11 protein-coding genes are annotated in these 15860 nt (G+C 60.2%); 3 read left to right on the forward strand and 8 right to left on the reverse strand.

The window, feature by feature from the left end:
• Window positions 1-9: 9 nt before the first annotated feature.
• The 6 genes from PQR40_RS10115 to PQR40_RS10140 form a co-directional block, all read right to left on the reverse strand.
• Entirely contained in the window at window positions 10-1419 is a 1410-nt protein-coding gene (locus PQR40_RS10115; RefSeq protein WP_408508918.1) for an LLM class flavin-dependent oxidoreductase, read from the reverse strand.
• 67 nt (window positions 1420-1486) lie between these two features.
• Complete coding sequence (locus tag PQR40_RS10120; RefSeq protein WP_408508919.1) at window positions 1487-2326, reverse strand: MetQ/NlpA family ABC transporter substrate-binding protein; 840 nt, start codon at window positions 2324-2326, stop codon at window positions 1487-1489.
• A gap of 385 nt (window positions 2327-2711) precedes the next feature.
• Complete coding sequence (locus PQR40_RS10125) at window positions 2712-4319, reverse strand: efflux transporter outer membrane subunit (protein ID WP_408229543.1); 1608 nt, start codon at window positions 4317-4319, stop codon at window positions 2712-2714.
• Between the two features lie 13 nt (window positions 4320-4332).
• Complete coding sequence (locus tag PQR40_RS10130; protein ID WP_408229540.1) at window positions 4333-7518, reverse strand: efflux RND transporter permease subunit; 3186 nt, start codon at window positions 7516-7518, stop codon at window positions 4333-4335.
• A gap of 75 nt (window positions 7519-7593) precedes the next feature.
• Complete coding sequence (locus PQR40_RS10135) at window positions 7594-8805, reverse strand: efflux RND transporter periplasmic adaptor subunit (RefSeq protein WP_408229537.1); 1212 nt, start codon at window positions 8803-8805, stop codon at window positions 7594-7596.
• Window positions 8806-8850: 45 nt separating this feature from the next.
• Window positions 8851-9705, reverse strand: coding sequence for an alpha/beta hydrolase (locus tag PQR40_RS10140; RefSeq protein ID WP_408229534.1), 855 nt, complete (start codon window positions 9703-9705; stop codon window positions 8851-8853).
• A gap of 174 nt (window positions 9706-9879) precedes the next feature.
• Between PQR40_RS10140 and PQR40_RS10145 the strand changes: the two genes are divergently transcribed.
• Together PQR40_RS10145 and PQR40_RS10150 are read left to right on the forward strand one after the other, a co-directional pair.
• A complete protein-coding gene (locus PQR40_RS10145) occupies window positions 9880-10884 on the forward strand; it encodes a LysR family transcriptional regulator (RefSeq protein ID WP_408229531.1) in 1005 nt (334 codons plus the stop codon).
• Between the two features lie 245 nt (window positions 10885-11129).
• Window positions 11130-11438, forward strand: a complete 309-nt coding sequence (locus PQR40_RS10150; protein ID WP_408335147.1) for a DUF4148 domain-containing protein — start codon at window positions 11130-11132, stop codon at window positions 11436-11438.
• A 1041-nt stretch (window positions 11439-12479) separates the two neighbouring features.
• Here the strand turns inward: PQR40_RS10150 and PQR40_RS10155 are convergent.
• Window positions 12480-13553: a purine-nucleoside phosphorylase gene (locus PQR40_RS10155; RefSeq protein WP_408229525.1), complete on the reverse strand. Its 1074-nt coding sequence runs from the start codon at window positions 13551-13553 to the stop codon at window positions 12480-12482.
• Between the two features lie 246 nt (window positions 13554-13799).
• Here PQR40_RS10155 and PQR40_RS10160 point away from each other — a divergent pair, with 246 nt between their 5' ends.
• The gene (locus tag PQR40_RS10160; protein ID WP_408387750.1) at window positions 13800-14780 is read left to right on the forward strand and encodes an aldo/keto reductase; all 981 of its coding nucleotides are present in this window, start codon (window positions 13800-13802) and stop codon (window positions 14778-14780) included.
• A gap of 114 nt (window positions 14781-14894) precedes the next feature.
• Here PQR40_RS10160 and PQR40_RS10165 read toward each other — a convergent pair whose 3' ends face one another.
• The gene (locus PQR40_RS10165) at window positions 14895-15800 is read right to left on the reverse strand and encodes a cation diffusion facilitator family transporter (protein WP_408229519.1); all 906 of its coding nucleotides are present in this window, start codon (window positions 15798-15800) and stop codon (window positions 14895-14897) included.
• Window positions 15801-15860: the final 60 nt, after the last annotated feature.

Genomic DNA, 15860 nt, shown 5'->3' on the forward strand with positions numbered 1-15860 from the left:
TTCGCTCCTCTATGCTTCCACGGTGGATCGCGCACCGGTTTGCGTGTCACGCCGCCGATGCTGCGCGCCGGCATGCACCGCGGGCAGTCGTGCGCGGCCGCCACCGAATAACTTTTCGCGCAGCGTCGGCGCCGGGTCGTAGTCTTCCTTGTAGACGCCGCGATTCTGCAGTTCCGGCACCACCAGATCGACGAAGTCTTCGAACGATTCGGGCATGACGGTACGGGTAAGATTGAATCCGTCGACGCCGGCCTCTTCGATCCACGACTCCAGTTCGTCCGCGATCTGCTGCGGCGATCCGACTACGGGTTTCGCGCGGCCGCCGAGCGTCATCTGTTCCAGAACCTTGCGTTTGGTCCATACGCCGCTCACACTCTTCTTCGAAATAGCCTCGACCGCCGATTGCATCGATTCGGTCTTCACATACGAAATCGGTTCGTCCAGTTCGTACTGCGAGAAGTCGATACCGGTCGAACTGGAGAAATGCGCGATGCCGCCCTCGGCGCTCGCATAACGCCGGTATTCTTCGAATTTCTCCTGCGCGGCGCGTTCTGTTTCGCCGACTACAACGGTGATACCGGCAAAGATCTTGATGTCGTCGGGTGCGCGGCCGAAACTCACCGCCCGTGCTCGAATGTCGTCGACAATGGAGCGCGTGAGCTGCTTGTTCTGGCCGCCGACAAACACGCATTCCGCGTGACGTGCCGCAAAATCGACGCCGCGGCTCGACGAGCCTGCCTGATACAGAACCGGCGTGCGCTGCGGCGACGGCTCGCTTAAATGAATGGCGTCGATCGAATAATACGGACCATCGTGTTTTACGCGATGCACCTTGTCAGGGTGCGAGAAGATACGCGCCTCGCGATCGCGCACCACCGCGTCGTCCTCCCAGCTCTGTTCCCATAGCTTGTAAACCACGTCCATGTAATCGTCGGCGCGGTCGTAGCGGTCGTCGTGGCTGATCTGCTGCGCGAGACCCATACCGCGCGCCGCGCTGTCCAGATAGCCGGTGACGATGTTCCAGCCCACCCGGCCACGGGTCAGATGATCCAGCGTCGACATGCGGCGCGCGAACAGGTACGGTGGCTCGTAAGTCAGATTCGACGTGACGCCGAAGCCGATATGCTTCGTCACATGTGCCATCGCGGGCACGATCAGCGACGGATCGTTGATCGGAATCTGCACCGATTCGCGCAACGGCGTTTCGGGGCCGCCCTGATAAACGTCGTACACGCCAACGATATCCGCGAGAAAGATCCCGTCGAACTTGCCGCGTTCGAGCGTTTGCGCGAGGCTCGTCCAGTAGTCGAGGTCGGTGTAATGCGCGGAGCGGTCGCGCGGATGCGTCCACAAACCATGATTGATATGGCCGACCGCATTCATGTTGAACGCGTTCAACAGGATCTTTTTCTTCGCCATCGTGGGGCTCCTTGCTCTATTCAACGTTGCTAGCTGCGTGTTTAGCTGTGTGGCTTAGTTGAGTGACTTACCAGGCGACGGCGTAGAGATTGCCGAAGGCTTTGTCGAGCGCGGCGCGCACAGCGGGCGAATGCTGATAGATCGAGATGAACTTGCGGATACGCGGATCATTTACGCTTTCCGGGCGCACTACCCACTGGATCGCATAATTCTTGTTTTCCAGGCCGTCGAACAGCAATGCGCTATTCGGATCGGTGGTGCCCGCGAGCTTGATGAAGCTCGGGTAGCCTTGCGCGAGATCGACGTCGTCCAGCGAGCGGGCCAATTGCGATGCCTCGAGCTGAACGATCTTCAAATGCTTCGGATTGTCGACGATGTCAAGTGTCGTGGCGCGATAGTCGATGCCCGGGGTCAGCTTGATAAGACCGGCGCGTTGCAGCAACAACAACCCACGACCACCATTAACCGGATCGTTAGCGATGGCGACGGTGGCGCCGTCTTTCAATTCGTCGAAGCGTTTGATCTTTTTCGAATACAGGCCGATCTTCATGATCGTGCCCGGCGCGATTGCAACGAAGTTATAGCCGCCCTGCTTCTTTGCGTTCTCGAGAACCGGAATGTGCTGGAAATAGTTGACGTCGATATCTTTGTTAGCGAGCGCCGCGTTCGGCGTATTCCAGTCGGTGAACTCGATGATCTTCACGTCCAGCCCCTGCTCCTTCGCCTCGCGCGCGGCCACTTTGAGTGCCTCGATTTGCGGGCTGGTGGCGGTGCCGATTTTCAGCGTGGCCGTGTCTGCCGCGACTGCGGGCGCCGCCGATAACGCCAGCGCAAAACCGAGCGCGCCAATAAGCGTTAGCGTCGGTGCACGAAAAAAACGCCGCACGGTAGAAAGAGAAATGCGCATGGTGAACTCGTTAGGGTTGGGGCGTGGTGTGTTTCGAGGCGAGCCGATCCCACGGCATGCGGGTGTGCCGGACTCAATCGGACAACGGAAATCTGCAACGTGCGGTTTAACCGGCGCGCAGCAACAATGGAACGCGCGAGCGGATCAGCGCGGACAGCGGCAGGTCGGACAGGTCATCGCCTCTCTCCAGATGAGGTGCGAATCATCATAGACGGCGGGAAACCAGCGGTCTACGAACGGATTTTGGGAAGGAAAGCGGGAAAAATGATTTGGGGTGACCGCGCCGCACGCAGGGGCTGGCGCACTGCCTCAGCAAAAAAAACGCCGGGCCGCGCCTAAGCGCAACCCGGCGTTCTTCGCCAGCCAACTAACTAAAAAGTAAACCCTAGCGCTTCGCCACCTGATCCGGCAACACCGAAGCAGAAGCCGCAACAACCGGGCCCGAAGCCGGCGCAACCGCCCCCACCGCCTCATCGCCCGCAGGTTTCACATCGCCCCAGCCGCCGCCCAGCGCGCGAATCAGATTCACCGTCGCTACCGCTTGCGTGCCCGACAGATGACTCGCCTGCAGTTGCGAAATCAGCACCTGCCGTTCGCCGTCGATCACGTCCAGATAGCTGACCGCGCCTTCCGTGTACTGCGTGCGCGAGAGATGCGCCGCGCGCTGCGAGGCCACGACCGCATCGTTCTGCTCGCGCATCTGATCCTCGAGCAAACGCAGATCGGCCAGGTTGTCCTCGACCTCACGGAACGCCACCAGCACCTGTTGACGATATTGCGCTACGTCCTCGTCATACTTCGAGCGAGCTTGGGCAAGGTTTGCCTTGCGGCGACCACCGTCGAACAAAGGCAACGTCAGTGCGGTACCGGCGAACGGGCCGAGGATAAACGCGCGACTCGACCACATGAACAGATCGCCGAGCGTCGCCGATTCAAAGCCAGCCCCGCCGGTGATATCGAGCTTCGGGAAGAACGCCGACTTCGCCAGACCGACCCGCGCATTCGCCGCCATCATCGCCCGCTCCGCCGCCGAAATGTCCGGCCGACGTTCGAGCAGCGCCGAAGGCAAACCCGGTGGCACACTCACCGTCACCGGCGCGAGCGGCGCCTCCGCAAACGAGAAATCCGCCGGCGGCTTGCCAAGCAGAATCGCGAGACTATGCTCGGAGGCCGCGCGCTGACGCGCCACGCCAACCGCATCGGCCCGTGCGCTCGCCAGTTCGTTGCGAGAGCGCGAAACATCCAGTTCGCCGATATCGCCTTCCTTGAAACGCCGCTCGACCAGTTTCAGCGTGTCCTCGCGCAATGTCACGGTACGGCGGTAGAGATCCTGATCCGTATCGAGCTCGCGCAACTGGAAGTAGTTCTGCGCAACATCAGCCTGCAACGACAACTGGACCGACCGGAACAGCGCTTCACTTTGCTGCTCGTCCGCGCGCGACGCATTCACGTTCGAACCGACCCGTCCGAAGAGATCGGTTTCATACGATGCACCGACCTGTGCACGCCAGATCGTACCGTTCGTACCGCCCACGCTATCCGGCTGGAACTGCGAGGCTGCCGATGCCCGTTCACGCGTCGGGCCAAAACCCGCGTCGAATTTCGGGAACCAGTCCGATTTTGCCGCCTGCGTCACCGCACGTGCCTGTTGCACACGCGCCGCTGCGGCCTTCAGGTCCTGGTTCGCAGCAGCCGCCTGCTCTTCCAGCGCGTTGAGCTGCGGGTCGCCGAAAATCGTCCACCATTCGCCGCGATGCGCGTCGTCGGCAGGCTGGGCCTGCTTCCACGTGCCCGTGTCCTGCGGCGATGCGGCGGACGTAGCCGATGTGGTCGACGCTCCCGACGCAGCGGCAGGCGTTTCCTTGAACGCAACCGGCGTATCCACCTCCGGCCGCTTATACGTGGGCTCGACTGAGCAGGCCGCGAGCAACGCCACCAGCAAACCGCTGGCAGCCGCTCTGCCCCATCCGTTTAAAGATTCAAAACGATTCATTTTTGTTTTCTCCTCAGGCTTCCGTCGCCGGCGCCCCAAGGTGCGGCGCGTCTTTCTGCGCGACGTGAATCGTCCCGCCCGCCAACGTACGCAGCACCACATAGAACACAGGGGTCAGCATCAGGCCGAACAACGTCACGCCGAGCATGCCGAAGAACACCGCGATACCCATCGCGTGACGCATCTCCGAACCGGCGCCACTTGAAAGCACCAGCGGCACCACACCCATGATGAAAGCGATCGACGTCATCAGGATCGGGCGCAGACGCATGCGGCTCGCCTCGATCGCCGCTGCCAGTGGCGTACGCCCGTCATGTTCCAGCTCCCGGGCGAACTCGACGATCAGAATCGCGTTCTTTGCCGACAGCCCCACCAGCACCATCAAACCAATCTGCGTGAAGATGTTGTTGTCGCCACCCGTGAGCCACACGCCGGTCAGCGCGGACAGCACGCTCATCGGCACGATCAGGATCACCGCGAGCGGCAGCGTCAGACTTTCATACAACGCGGCCAGCACGAGGAACACGAGCAGCACGCTGATCGGGAACACCCACAAGCCCGCATTGCCGGCGATGATCTGCTGATACGTCAGGTCGGTCCATTCGAGCTTCACGCCATGCGGCAAGGTTTCCGCCGCCACGCGTTCGGCCGCGGCCTGCGCCTGGCCCGACGAAAAACCTGGTGCCGGTCCACCGTTGATGTCGGCAGCCGTATAGCCGTTGTAGCGCACCACCATTTCCGGACCGTACGTAGGCGTCACCGTCACCAGGGACGACAACGGCACCATGTCGCCTGCAGCATTGCGTGTCTTCAGTTGCAGAATGTCGTCAGCACGTTGACGGAACGGCGCATCCGCCTGCACCCGCACCTGGTACACGCGGCCAAAGCGGTTGAAGTCGTTGACATACAGCGAGCCCAGATAGATCTGCATCGTGTTGAAGACATCCGTGACCGGCACGCCGAGTTGCTTGGCCTTCACGCGATCCAGGTCGACGTTCAGTTGCGGCACGTTGATCTGATAGCTCGAGAACGTCGGTCCAAGTTCAGGCGTTTGCGCCGCTTTCTTCACGAACGCTTCCGCAGCCTTGTTCAACTCCGCATAACCCACCGCGCCGTGATCTTCCAACTGCATCTTGAAACCACCGAGCGTGCCGAGACCCAGTACCGGAGGCGGCGGAAACACGGCGACGAACGAATCCTTGATCGCGCCGTACTGCTGGTTCAACGCACCGGCAATCGCGCCGGCCGAGAGTTTCTTGCTGCCGCGATCCTTGAAAGGCTTCAACGTGACGAACACGATGCCCGCACTCGAACTATTGGTGAAGCCGTTCACCGACAAACCCGGGAACGCCACCGCGCTTTCCACGCCCGGCTGCTTCAAGGCAATCGCGCTCATATCGCGGATCACCTTTTCCGTGCGATCCAGCGACGCGCCGTTCGGCAACTGCGCAAACGCAATCAGGTATTCCTTATCCTGCGCCGGCACGAAACCGCCCGGCACGACGCGCGAGATCAGCACAGTCGCACACAGCAGGATCGCGTAGACCGCGAGCATCGCCCCTTTACGGCGCAGCACGCCCTTCACGCCACGGCCATATTCCGTCGAGCCGCGATGGAACACCTTGTTGAACCCCTTGAAAAAGCGGCCCAGTACACGATTCATCACACGGGTCAGGAAGTCTTCCTTCGCACCATGGCTGCGCAATAGTAGCGCGGACAAAGCCGGCGACAAGGTCAGCGAATTGAACGCCGAGATCACCGTCGAGATCGCGATGGTCATCGCGAACTGCTTGTAGAACTGGCCCGTCAAGCCGGTCATGAAAGCGAGCGGCACGAACACAGCGACCAGCGTCAGCGCGATGGCGATAATCGGCCCGCTCACTTCCTGCATGGCCTTATAAGTCGCATCGCGCGCACTGAGCCCGCTTTCGATGTTCCGTTCGACGTTCTCCACCACCACGATCGCATCGTCCACCACGATCCCGATGGCAAGCACCATCCCAAACAATGACAACGCATTGATCGAGAAGCCGAATGCAAGCAGCAACGAGAACGTACCGACAATCGACACCGGCACCGCAATCAATGGAATGATCGACGCACGCCATGTTTGCAGGAACACGATCACCACGATCACCACCAGCGCAATCGCTTCGAGCAGTGTGTGAATCACCGCCTCGATACTCGAGCGCACGAACTGCGTCGGGTCATAGACGATCTTGTATTCGACGCCAGCCGGCATGTCTTCCGCCAGCTCCTTCATCGCCGCACGAACCTGATCGGAAATCGCCAGCGAGTTCGCGCCCGGTGCCTGGTTGATCGCGAGCGCCACCGCAGGCTTGTTGTCGAGCAGCGAACGCAAGCCGTATTCCGACGCCGCCAGCTCGACACGCGCGATATCACGCAGGTACGTTACGCCGCCATCCGGCGCGGTTTTGACGATGATGTCGCCGAATTCGCCCTCAGTCTTCAAACGACCGCGCGCATTCACCGACAACTGCAATTGCGTGCCCGGCACCGAAGGCGATGCGCCGATTACACCGGCCGCCACCTGAATGTTCTGCTCACGGATTGCGTTAACCACTTCGGTTGCCGTCAAACCGCGTTGTGCGACTTTCTGCGGATCGAGCCAGACGCGCATCGCGTAGTCGCCCGAACCCCACAACTGCACTTCGCCGACGCCCTGAATCCGCGCGAGCCGATCCTTGACGTTGAGCAGCGCGTAGTTGCGCAGGTACGTCATGTCGTAGCGATTGTTCGGCGAGATCAGGTGGACCACCATCGTCAGCGTAGGCGAACTCTTGATGGTCGTGATGCCGAGGCGCTGCACGTCTTCCGGCAGGCGCGGCAGCGCCTGGTTGACGCGGTTCTGCACCAGCTGCGTCGCAAGGTCCGGATTCGTGCCGAGCTTGAAGGTCACCGTCAGCGTGAGATTGCCGTCGCTATTGGCTTGCGACTGCATGTACAGCATGTTCTCGACGCCGTTGATCTGCTCTTCGAGCGGCGCGGCGACAGCCTCGGCGATTACTTTCGGATTGGCGCCCGGATATTGCGCGTGCACCACCACCGAGGGCGGCACCACTTCCGGGTACTCCGAAATCGGCAACTTGAAGAGCGAAATGATACCGCCCAGCAGGATCAATACCGATAGCACGCCGGCAAAGATCGGCCGATCGATGAAGAATTTGGATATATTCATGGGAAGCTCTTAACGTTGGAGCATGCGCCGCTACGGCTACTTGATGTGGCTACACACAAGCGCGGCGCACGAGGCTCACGAATTCTTGTCCGCTGTTTTCGCTCGCGTCTGTGCGAGCGGCGCGCCGTTCGGATCCTGATCCGCGGTCATCGGCACCATGTGAGCGCGTACTGCATCGCCCGGACGCACACGCTGGATACCATTCACCACGATCCGGTCGGTCGCCTGCAAACCGCCCTTAACGACGCGCAGGTTGCCCTGCATATTGCCCACCGAGATTTCGCGATACACCACGTGATTCTTCTCGTCGACCACCAGCACGAACTTCTTGTCCTGATCGGTGCCCACCGCTGCATCGTCGATCAGCAGTGCCGGATGCGGTTCGCTGCCGCCGACCTTGACGCGGGCATACAGCCCCGGAATCAATGCACCATCCTGGTTATCGAAGCGCGCGCGCACCCGAATCGTGCCGGACGACGTATCCAGCCGGTTGTCGACGGATTCGATCGTGCCGCTGCGTGAGTAGCCGCTTTCATCCGCCAGACCCAGGTCCACCGGCACTTTGCGGCCGTCCTTCGCCCGGCTCAGGTATTGCAGGTAGGTTTGTTCGTCAACGTCGAACGATGCGTAGATCGGCGAAACCGACACCAACGTGGTCAGCGGCGCCGAGCTTGCGCCCGCGGCCACCACATTGCCCACGGTGATTTCCGCACGCGAGACGCGGCCCGCCACGGGCGCGACGATCTTCGTGTAGCCGAGATTGATGCGCGCGGTTTCGACGGCGGCTTGCGCGGCCTTCAGGTTGGCGCTCGCTTCGCGCGCGGCGTTCTGCTTCTCGTCGTAATCGCGCTTGGCGATTGCGTTGTCGGCAATCAGCCGTTGCGCACGCTCCCAATCGCTTTGCGTGTAGCCCGTACGCGCTTGCGCTGCCGCGACCTGTGCTTCGGCGCGATCGACTTCGGCTGCGTACGGACGCGGATCGATCACGAACAGCGTATCGCCCTTCTTCACGAGCGCACCGTCCTTGAAGTTGACGGACACGATCGTGCCCGGCACCTGCGAACGAACGTCCACTTTTTCGACCGCTTCGAGGCGGCCTGAATAGCTTTGCCAGTCGGTGATGGTCTTTTGCACCACAGTGGCAACATCGACCTCCGGCACGATGGTCGGCGCGGCGGGCGAGCTCGCGTCGACCCGGATCGCGCCGAACGTGCCCAGCCCGGCCACAACGAGGACGGCTAGCGCGGCAATCGCCACACGGCGACGGGAAAGAGGAAGGATAGTCATGAGAAGCTCCCGGTATCGTTGATTAAAGTTCTACTTATTTCTGTCTCAGCGATGGGCGCGCGCATCGAAGCGCCACTGAAAAAATCGCACCGCTTCCTGCAACGCAGGTGGATGGTCGGCCAACGCGGCGTGCGAAACGCTGGGATAGCGGACCACCTGGGTCAGCACACCCGCATCGATCAGACTGCTCGCGTATTTCTCCGCTTCCACATGCAGCACATCGTTTTGAGCCGTCGCGATCAGCGTGGCCGGCAGGCCCGCGAGGCGTGACGATTCGAGCGGCGCGGCATACGGATGCATGCGTTGCGACGCTTGCGGCAGATATGCGCGATAACACGCAGCGCATTCCTTCGCGGTGATGTCCGAACTGAGGCGTTGCTCGTCGCCTAAACGCGTGAGGCTCGGATCGAGCATCGGTCCGAACAGCGCTTGCGCAGCAATGCGCACGTCGCCGCGATCCCGCGCGATGAAAGCGAGGCAGTTGGCCAACTGCCCGCCCGCATCGTGGCCCGCCACGCCGATCTTCCCGCTATTTCCGCCAAACGCGCGGGCTCTTGTCTGCACCCACAGCGCCGCACGGTGTGCGTCTTCAGGCGCCGCCGGAAACGGAAACTGCGGCGCCAGCGAATAACCAACCGAGACGACGAGAGCTGGTAAGTGTTCTGCGAAATAACGCGCGGCGTACTCAGCCTGATCGATCGAGCCCTTCGTAAAACCACCGCCGTGAAAATAAAGCAGTACTGGCAGTGCGGTTTTTTGTGACTGCCGGTACAAACGCAACGTAATGTCCTGCGCGTGCCCTTCGATCTGCACGTCAGTAACGTCGAGTGCCGTGCTGTCTGCCTGTGCCGGGCCGCTGCCGGAGGGCACAAAGGAGTACGGCGGTTTAAATGCATCCATGTCGAGCCGCGCAATGCGCATAGAACTTCAATGGTGCGAATTGTGGGTTCAGCAGACTCGTAAATAAATGCCTATAATCCGGCAACACAATTCGGCGCACCTGAACAATCGAATGCGATTGCTCTCCCGGATTCGATCCCTGCTCAGTGCGCCCGCCCCTTTCGGAGGTTTGCAATGGACCGGCTTCAGGCCATGCAAGTGTTCACGCGCGTCGTCGACACCAACAGCTTTACTCGTGCGGCGGAAACGCTCGACCTGCCGCGCGCATCGGTTACCACCATCATTCAGAACCTCGAAGCGTTCCTCGGCACGCGGCTGATGCACCGGACCACGCGGCGTTTGTCGCTCACACCGGACGGTGCGGCGTATTACGAACGCTGCGTGCGCATCCTGGCGGACGTCGAAGAAACCGAGGCCAGCTTCCAGAGCGGCAACAAAAAACCGCACGGCAAGCTGCGCATCGACATGCCGGGATCGATCGGGCGCCTGCTGGTGATCCCTTCGCTGTGTGAATTCCACACGCGTTACCCGGACATCGACCTGCAACTCGGATTGACGGACCGGCCCGTCGATCTGTTGCAGGAAGGCGTGGATTGCGTGGTACGTGTGGGTGCGCTACAGGATTCGTCGCTGGTGGCGCGACGCATCGGTTTGTTCGAGGGCGTGACCTGCGCGGCCCCCGACTACATTGAGCGAGCGGGCATGCCGACTTCGCTCGAGGACCTCGAGAATCACAAAGCAGTCAACTATTTTTCGAGCCGCACGGGGCGCACGATCGATTGGGCCTTCATGGTTGATGGCAAAGAAATTGAAGTGAAGATGAAGGGCATTGTGTCGGTGAACGACGCCGATGCCTACGTAACTTGCGGACTGGAAGGCTTCGGCCTGATTCAGCCGGCGCTCTTCATGGTGTTGCCGCATCTGCGTTCGGGCCAACTGGTTGAAGTACTACCGGAGCTGAAGCCTTTGCCGATGCCGATTTCCGCAGTCTATCCGCACAGTCGGCATCTGTCGCCTAAAGTCCGTGTTTTCGTAGACTGGATCGCGGAGTTGTTCGACCGCTGCCCGCTGCTGAGCGGACGCGGCAGTCTGGACACGATGTGCACGAAGCGTACTTTCGAAGAACGCGAATCTGCTCCGACGCTCGATACGCCGGTAATAACGGAGTGGGTCGCCTGATTCGCCCGAGTTGAAGTACGTAATCTGGAACAGTGAATTCCAACCGCGGCTCTAATGCCGCGGTTGTCCCGCAGTTGCCCTGTAGTGCCCTCTGGTTGTCGGGGAGACACGCGCGCTGCGATGATTGTTCTGGAATCGCGACAATTCATTTCGCGAAAGTGCGATTTATCCGAGTCGCCTCGAAGTCTACATTTCACCCTGTCGCAGCGCTCGTCGTGCTGCAAACGAATCGACAGGAGTGAATCATGAAACGCAATCTCTTAGCAGGTCTGGCTCTTTCGCTGCTTGCCAGCGCACCGGTTTTTGCTCAAAGCAATGGTGGTGGGATTGGCCATGCCGGCACATACGAAACGCAACCCACGCCGACCACAGGCGGTAAAACCCGTGCTGAGGTTAAGGCCGAACTGGTCGCGGCGTATCGTGACGGCTCGCTACCTGCGCTGAATCGTACGTCGTATCCGAATAAAGGTCTGATTGGTCAGACGCAGGCTGCGCGTATTGCATTGCAGGAAGGCGCCAGTGGCGACGTGACACGCGTTGCTAATGGGCAGTAAGGCTGACGCACCGCGATGATTCGGTTTCCAAAAGAAATAGTCATTGCGGTGGTGTTTGTGCACTCTTTATGAAGGAGCATGTTATGACGCCGTCTGAACTTGATCATTGGGATATGGATACGCCTGTGTGGACGCCTTATCGGGCGTCGTGACGATAGGGGTTGGTTTTTGCCGTGCGGCGCTTGTTTGTCTGTTTGTCTGTTTGCCTGCGGCGTTGGGTTTTTCTCGAGTTGTTTGCCTGCTCGGTGCGTTTTTTGGTGCGTTTTTGGTGTTGGCCTTTCCTTGATTTCTTAGTGGTTTATTAGCGTCGCCCCTGTGCGGGGCAGGCACCTACTTTTCTTTGCCTGCCGCAAAGAAAAGTAGGCAAAAGAAAGCCGCTCACACCGCTAGCTTATAAGCGGGGCTCTCGCACAGTTGCGGCAGTGGTGCATCTGGAATCTGCGTTCCCGCACACTCCGCGTTCGTGACAAGGCAGTCATACTTCCGGCGGCGCTGCGCGCGCCGAAGCGCACGTTCTCAAAACCGATTGTGGTGTTTTTGCACTCGCGTTTCATCCGGCGTTTCGCCGAGGCGAAGCTGATGATTCCCTCTGTGCTCAAACGGAGCCCGAGGTTCCTCGTGCAACTTCGTCGTCGCCTGGCCGGAGCCGATCGCCCCCCCAAACGAAGCTCCAGGTTTTCCTGGCAGACTCATCCGCGACGCACGCAGTGCGGAGTGGGAGCGGATGAGCCCTGTGTCACTCACGCCGAATGTGCGAGGATACGGATTCCAGATGCGCCACTACCGCAACTGCGCGAGAGACCCGCTTATAAGCTAGCGGTGTGAGCCGCTTTCTCTTGCTTACTTCTCTTTGCGGCGGCAAAGAGAAGTAAGTGCCCGCCCCGCACAGGCGCGACGCTAATACACCACTAAGAAAGCAAGGAAAGGCCAACGCCGTAGGCAAACAAACGACAAATGCTGCGCAAACAATCAATCCAAGCAAAGCCCACCGCCGCAGGCACTCAACTCAACCCAAACAAGCGCCGAACAGGCACAAAACCTTTACCTCTTCTGCACCCCCTCCCGCCACTCCCCCCAATGAGTCACAATATCCTGCACAAGCGGATTCCCGGCCCGAAACAAATTCTCAATAGCAATCGTAAAGCCCCCTTGCGCAGCATAGTTAAGCAAATTATCCGCACTAGTCTGCCCATCGTAAGGCCGATCAAAATCAGACCCCGCCCTCACCACAGCAACACGATTCAAATCGACCTTATGCACCGAGGCCGCGCGCTTAAGCGCCTCATACGTCGCGTTATCCTCCTGCTGCGTAGTGCAATAAACCCCCTTGTTATCAGTCAAAATCCTGGTCCAATCGCGCGCCCGCTGACCAAGCAGGGTCCCTGACCACCAGGTATCGCCCGCAAGCGTATCGCACTGAATAACAGTCGGCGGCCGATTCGCAGGCGCGTACGAATACTTGGCCCGCGCAGCCTGCGCCTGAGCGTTGTCCGACAGCACAACGCTGCGCGACAAATCAAACGCCGTATCGGCAAGCTGGGTATTCAACTGGAACACCTCCGTCCGATAGTCAAGCGGCGGCTTGTCCGTCGGACTCGTCGTATTGATCCCAAGGTACCCGGTATTCCAGCCAGGCGGAATCTCCCGCCCGTCGATCTCCCACTGAATCCCAAAGTCGACCAGATACTTCGCCCACGCGGCAGATCCGACCGTGCCCTGCTGCGGATCGATCCCCGCAATCCCCGCCACCATAAAGTACGTATGCCGCAAATCGAAGCGAGGCGAGAAGGTCAGCGCCATGATCGACGCGGCAGCGTTGCTATGCCCCATGCCAGTAGTCATGACACAGACGTCCTGCTTGTTGCAATGAACCGTCGGATAATCGGGAGATAGGCCGTCGACCTGAATTTCACGCCACGGCCCCAGCCGGTCGAGCCACACCTGCCCCTCCGGCGCGAACATCGAAATGATCATCACCTTGACCGGCCGGCCGTGCGAGCCGCCGTCGCCTTGCGAGAAACCATCGTTGTCGTCCGCGCTGGCGGCGCCGGGCGTGAAGGCGGCGCAAGCCGCGAGTGCAATTGCGGAAATTGCACCAAGTGTGCGAGTCAGCATCGGGATCCTTCCTTTTTGCTTGTGATGCAGATTGGGAGAGGGACTGCTTTCAAGCCGAAAGAAGTATAGATGCGAAGGAATTTTTTTCCACTACGTGTTACTGCATTTCATACGCCACGTCTGAACCCCGCCGGCTCCCGCGTCTGGCCAGCCCGTCGGCTCCTCAGCACGTCAACGCGTCCCTTCCTATAATGGAGGACCGTCAGCACGCACCGCGTTTGTACCGTTCAATACAGGAGCACCACAATGGATTATGTGAAGCTAGGCCGCACCGGCCTCGATGTATCGCGTCTTTGTCTCGGCTGCATGAGCTACGGCGTGCCCGCTCGCGGCACCCACCCCTGGTCGCTTGACGATGAGGCGGCGCGTCCCTTTATCAAGCAGGCGCTCGACCACGGCATCAATTTCTTCGATACCGCCAACGTTTATTCAGACGGCACCAGCGAGGAAATCGTCGGCCGGGCGCTGAAGGACTTTGCGAAGCGCGACGAGATTGTGCTGGCTACCAAGGTGAATAGCCGCATGCATCCGGGCCCGAACGGTGCAGGCCTGTCACGCAAGGCGATCATGGCGGAAATCGACAACAGCCTGCAGCGTCTCGGTACCGACTACGTCGACCTGTATCAGATCCACCGCTGGGACTACGGCACGCCGATCGAAGAAACCATGGAGGCGCTGCACGACGTCGTGAAGGCAGGCAAGGCACGCTATATCGGCGCATCGTCGATGTATGCATGGCAGTTCGCCAAGGCGTTGCATGTGGCTGAACGCAACGGCTGGACGCGCTTCGTAACGATGCAGAACTATGTCAACCTGCTGTACCGCGAAGAAGAACGCGAGATGCTGCCGCTGTGCGAAAGCGAAGGCATCGGCGTCATTCCGTGGAGCCCGCTGGCACGTGGACGACTGACGCGCGACTGGAACACCGAGAGCGCGCGCTCCGAGACCGACGAATTCGGCCGCACGCTGTACGCGCATACCGAAGATGCGGATCGCCGGATCGTGGAGCGAGTGAGTCAGATCGCCAAGGAACGCGGTGTACCGCGTGCGCAAGTCGCGCTAGCCTGGGTGTTGCAGAAGAAGCCGATCACCGCGCCTATTGTCGGCGCGACCAAACTGCATCACCTCGACGATGCGGTTGCGGCGCTGTCGTTGAACCTGAGCGCGGACGAAATCCGTCAACTGGAAGAACTGTATGTGCCGCATGCGGTGACCGGGTTCAAATAAGCGGAAAATGCACCGCTCAGCAGACACATGAGGGGGCACCTGAGCGGCAACCCACCCGGAATCCGCCGGTCCCGGACAGACCGGACGCGCCCCGCCAGGCAGCGCGAAAGCGCATCAGATCCGCGGCACGTCCGGTTCAAAAAACACCCAGCGCACTTGCGGAAATGTCGCCTGCAAGTCCGCTTCGATCACGTTGATCGCATCGACCATCGCGCGGCCGCTCGCATAGTCGATCATTTCCGCCTGCACCGCCACCACCACGTGACGGCCCCATTGCAGCGTAATCATGTTGATGATGCTGCGAATCTCCGATCTGGCGCGCAGATGCGCCTCGATCGCGCGGCGCACTTCCGGCCCCGCCGATTCGCCGACGATCATCGACTTCACTTCACGCGCCACCAGCCACGCAATCACCATCAGCAACACACCCACACCGATGGAGCCCAATGCATCGTAGACGGGATTGCCGGTCACCATCGTCAGCAGCACGGCGACGAAGGCGATCGCAAGACCCGCTAACGCAGCAATGTCCTCGCCGGCCACCACCAGCAATTCGGACTCGCGCGTTTCGCGAAACCAGCGCCACATGCTTTTGTCGGGATGCGTCTTGCGGATTTCCTTAACCGCGCCCCACAAAGAAAGGGCTTCGAGCACCACCGAAACACCGAGTACGACGAGCGCTACATAGGCATACTGCAAAGGCTCACGTGCAAACAGACGATGCACGCCCTCGTACACCGAAAACGCCCCGCCGACAAAGAACAGCAGCAACGCCACCAGCAGTGAATAGAAATTGATTTCACGGCCGCTACCCATGGGATGCAACGGGCTCGCGGGTTTGCGCGCTTCACGCAAACCGAATAGCAGTAGCAACTGGTTACCGCAATCGGCGGTCGAGTGAATGGCTTCAGCGAACATCGAGCCGGAACCCGTGAAGGTGGCTGCAGCGAACTTGCAGACAGCGATGCCGAGGTTGGCGGCGAGCGCATAGAAAATGGCTTTCGGCGATTCTTCTTTCATCGTCGTGGAGAGGGTCCGTGGGTTTGCAGAGCGGTTTCGGTTGGCAATTGTTCGTATTAT

Origin of the sequence: Paraburkholderia sediminicola (genome assembly GCF_046026855.1) — a bacterium.
GTDB classification, from domain to species: domain Bacteria; phylum Pseudomonadota; class Gammaproteobacteria; order Burkholderiales; family Burkholderiaceae; genus Paraburkholderia; species Paraburkholderia sediminicola_A.

Bases quoted from the DNA above. Each gene is read 5' to 3' on its own strand.
- PQR40_RS10150 (WP_408335147.1), top strand. From the start codon at position 11,130: ATGAAACGCAATCTCTTAGCAGGTCTGGCTCTTTCGCTGCTTGCCAGC.
- PQR40_RS10160 (WP_408387750.1), top strand. From the start codon at position 13,800: ATGGATTATGTGAAGCTAGGCCGCACCGGCCTCGATGTATCGCGTCTT.
- PQR40_RS10120 (WP_408508919.1), bottom strand. From the start codon at position 2,326: ATGCGCATTTCTCTTTCTACCGTGCGGCGTTTTTTTCGTGCACCGACG.
- PQR40_RS10115 (WP_408508918.1), bottom strand. From the start codon at position 1,419: ATGGCGAAGAAAAAGATCCTGTTGAACGCGTTCAACATGAATGCGGTC.
- PQR40_RS10135 (WP_408229537.1), bottom strand. From the start codon at position 8,805: ATGACTATCCTTCCTCTTTCCCGTCGCCGTGTGGCGATTGCCGCGCTA.
- PQR40_RS10145 (WP_408229531.1), top strand. From the start codon at position 9,880: ATGGACCGGCTTCAGGCCATGCAAGTGTTCACGCGCGTCGTCGACACC.
- PQR40_RS10165 (WP_408229519.1), bottom strand. From the start codon at position 15,800: ATGAAAGAAGAATCGCCGAAAGCCATTTTCTATGCGCTCGCCGCCAAC.
- PQR40_RS10140 (WP_408229534.1), bottom strand. From the start codon at position 9,705: ATGGATGCATTTAAACCGCCGTACTCCTTTGTGCCCTCCGGCAGCGGC.
- PQR40_RS10130 (WP_408229540.1), bottom strand. From the start codon at position 7,518: ATGAATATATCCAAATTCTTCATCGATCGGCCGATCTTTGCCGGCGTG.
- PQR40_RS10155 (WP_408229525.1), bottom strand. From the start codon at position 13,553: ATGCTGACTCGCACACTTGGTGCAATTTCCGCAATTGCACTCGCGGCT.
- PQR40_RS10125 (WP_408229543.1), bottom strand. From the start codon at position 4,319: ATGAATCGTTTTGAATCTTTAAACGGATGGGGCAGAGCGGCTGCCAGC.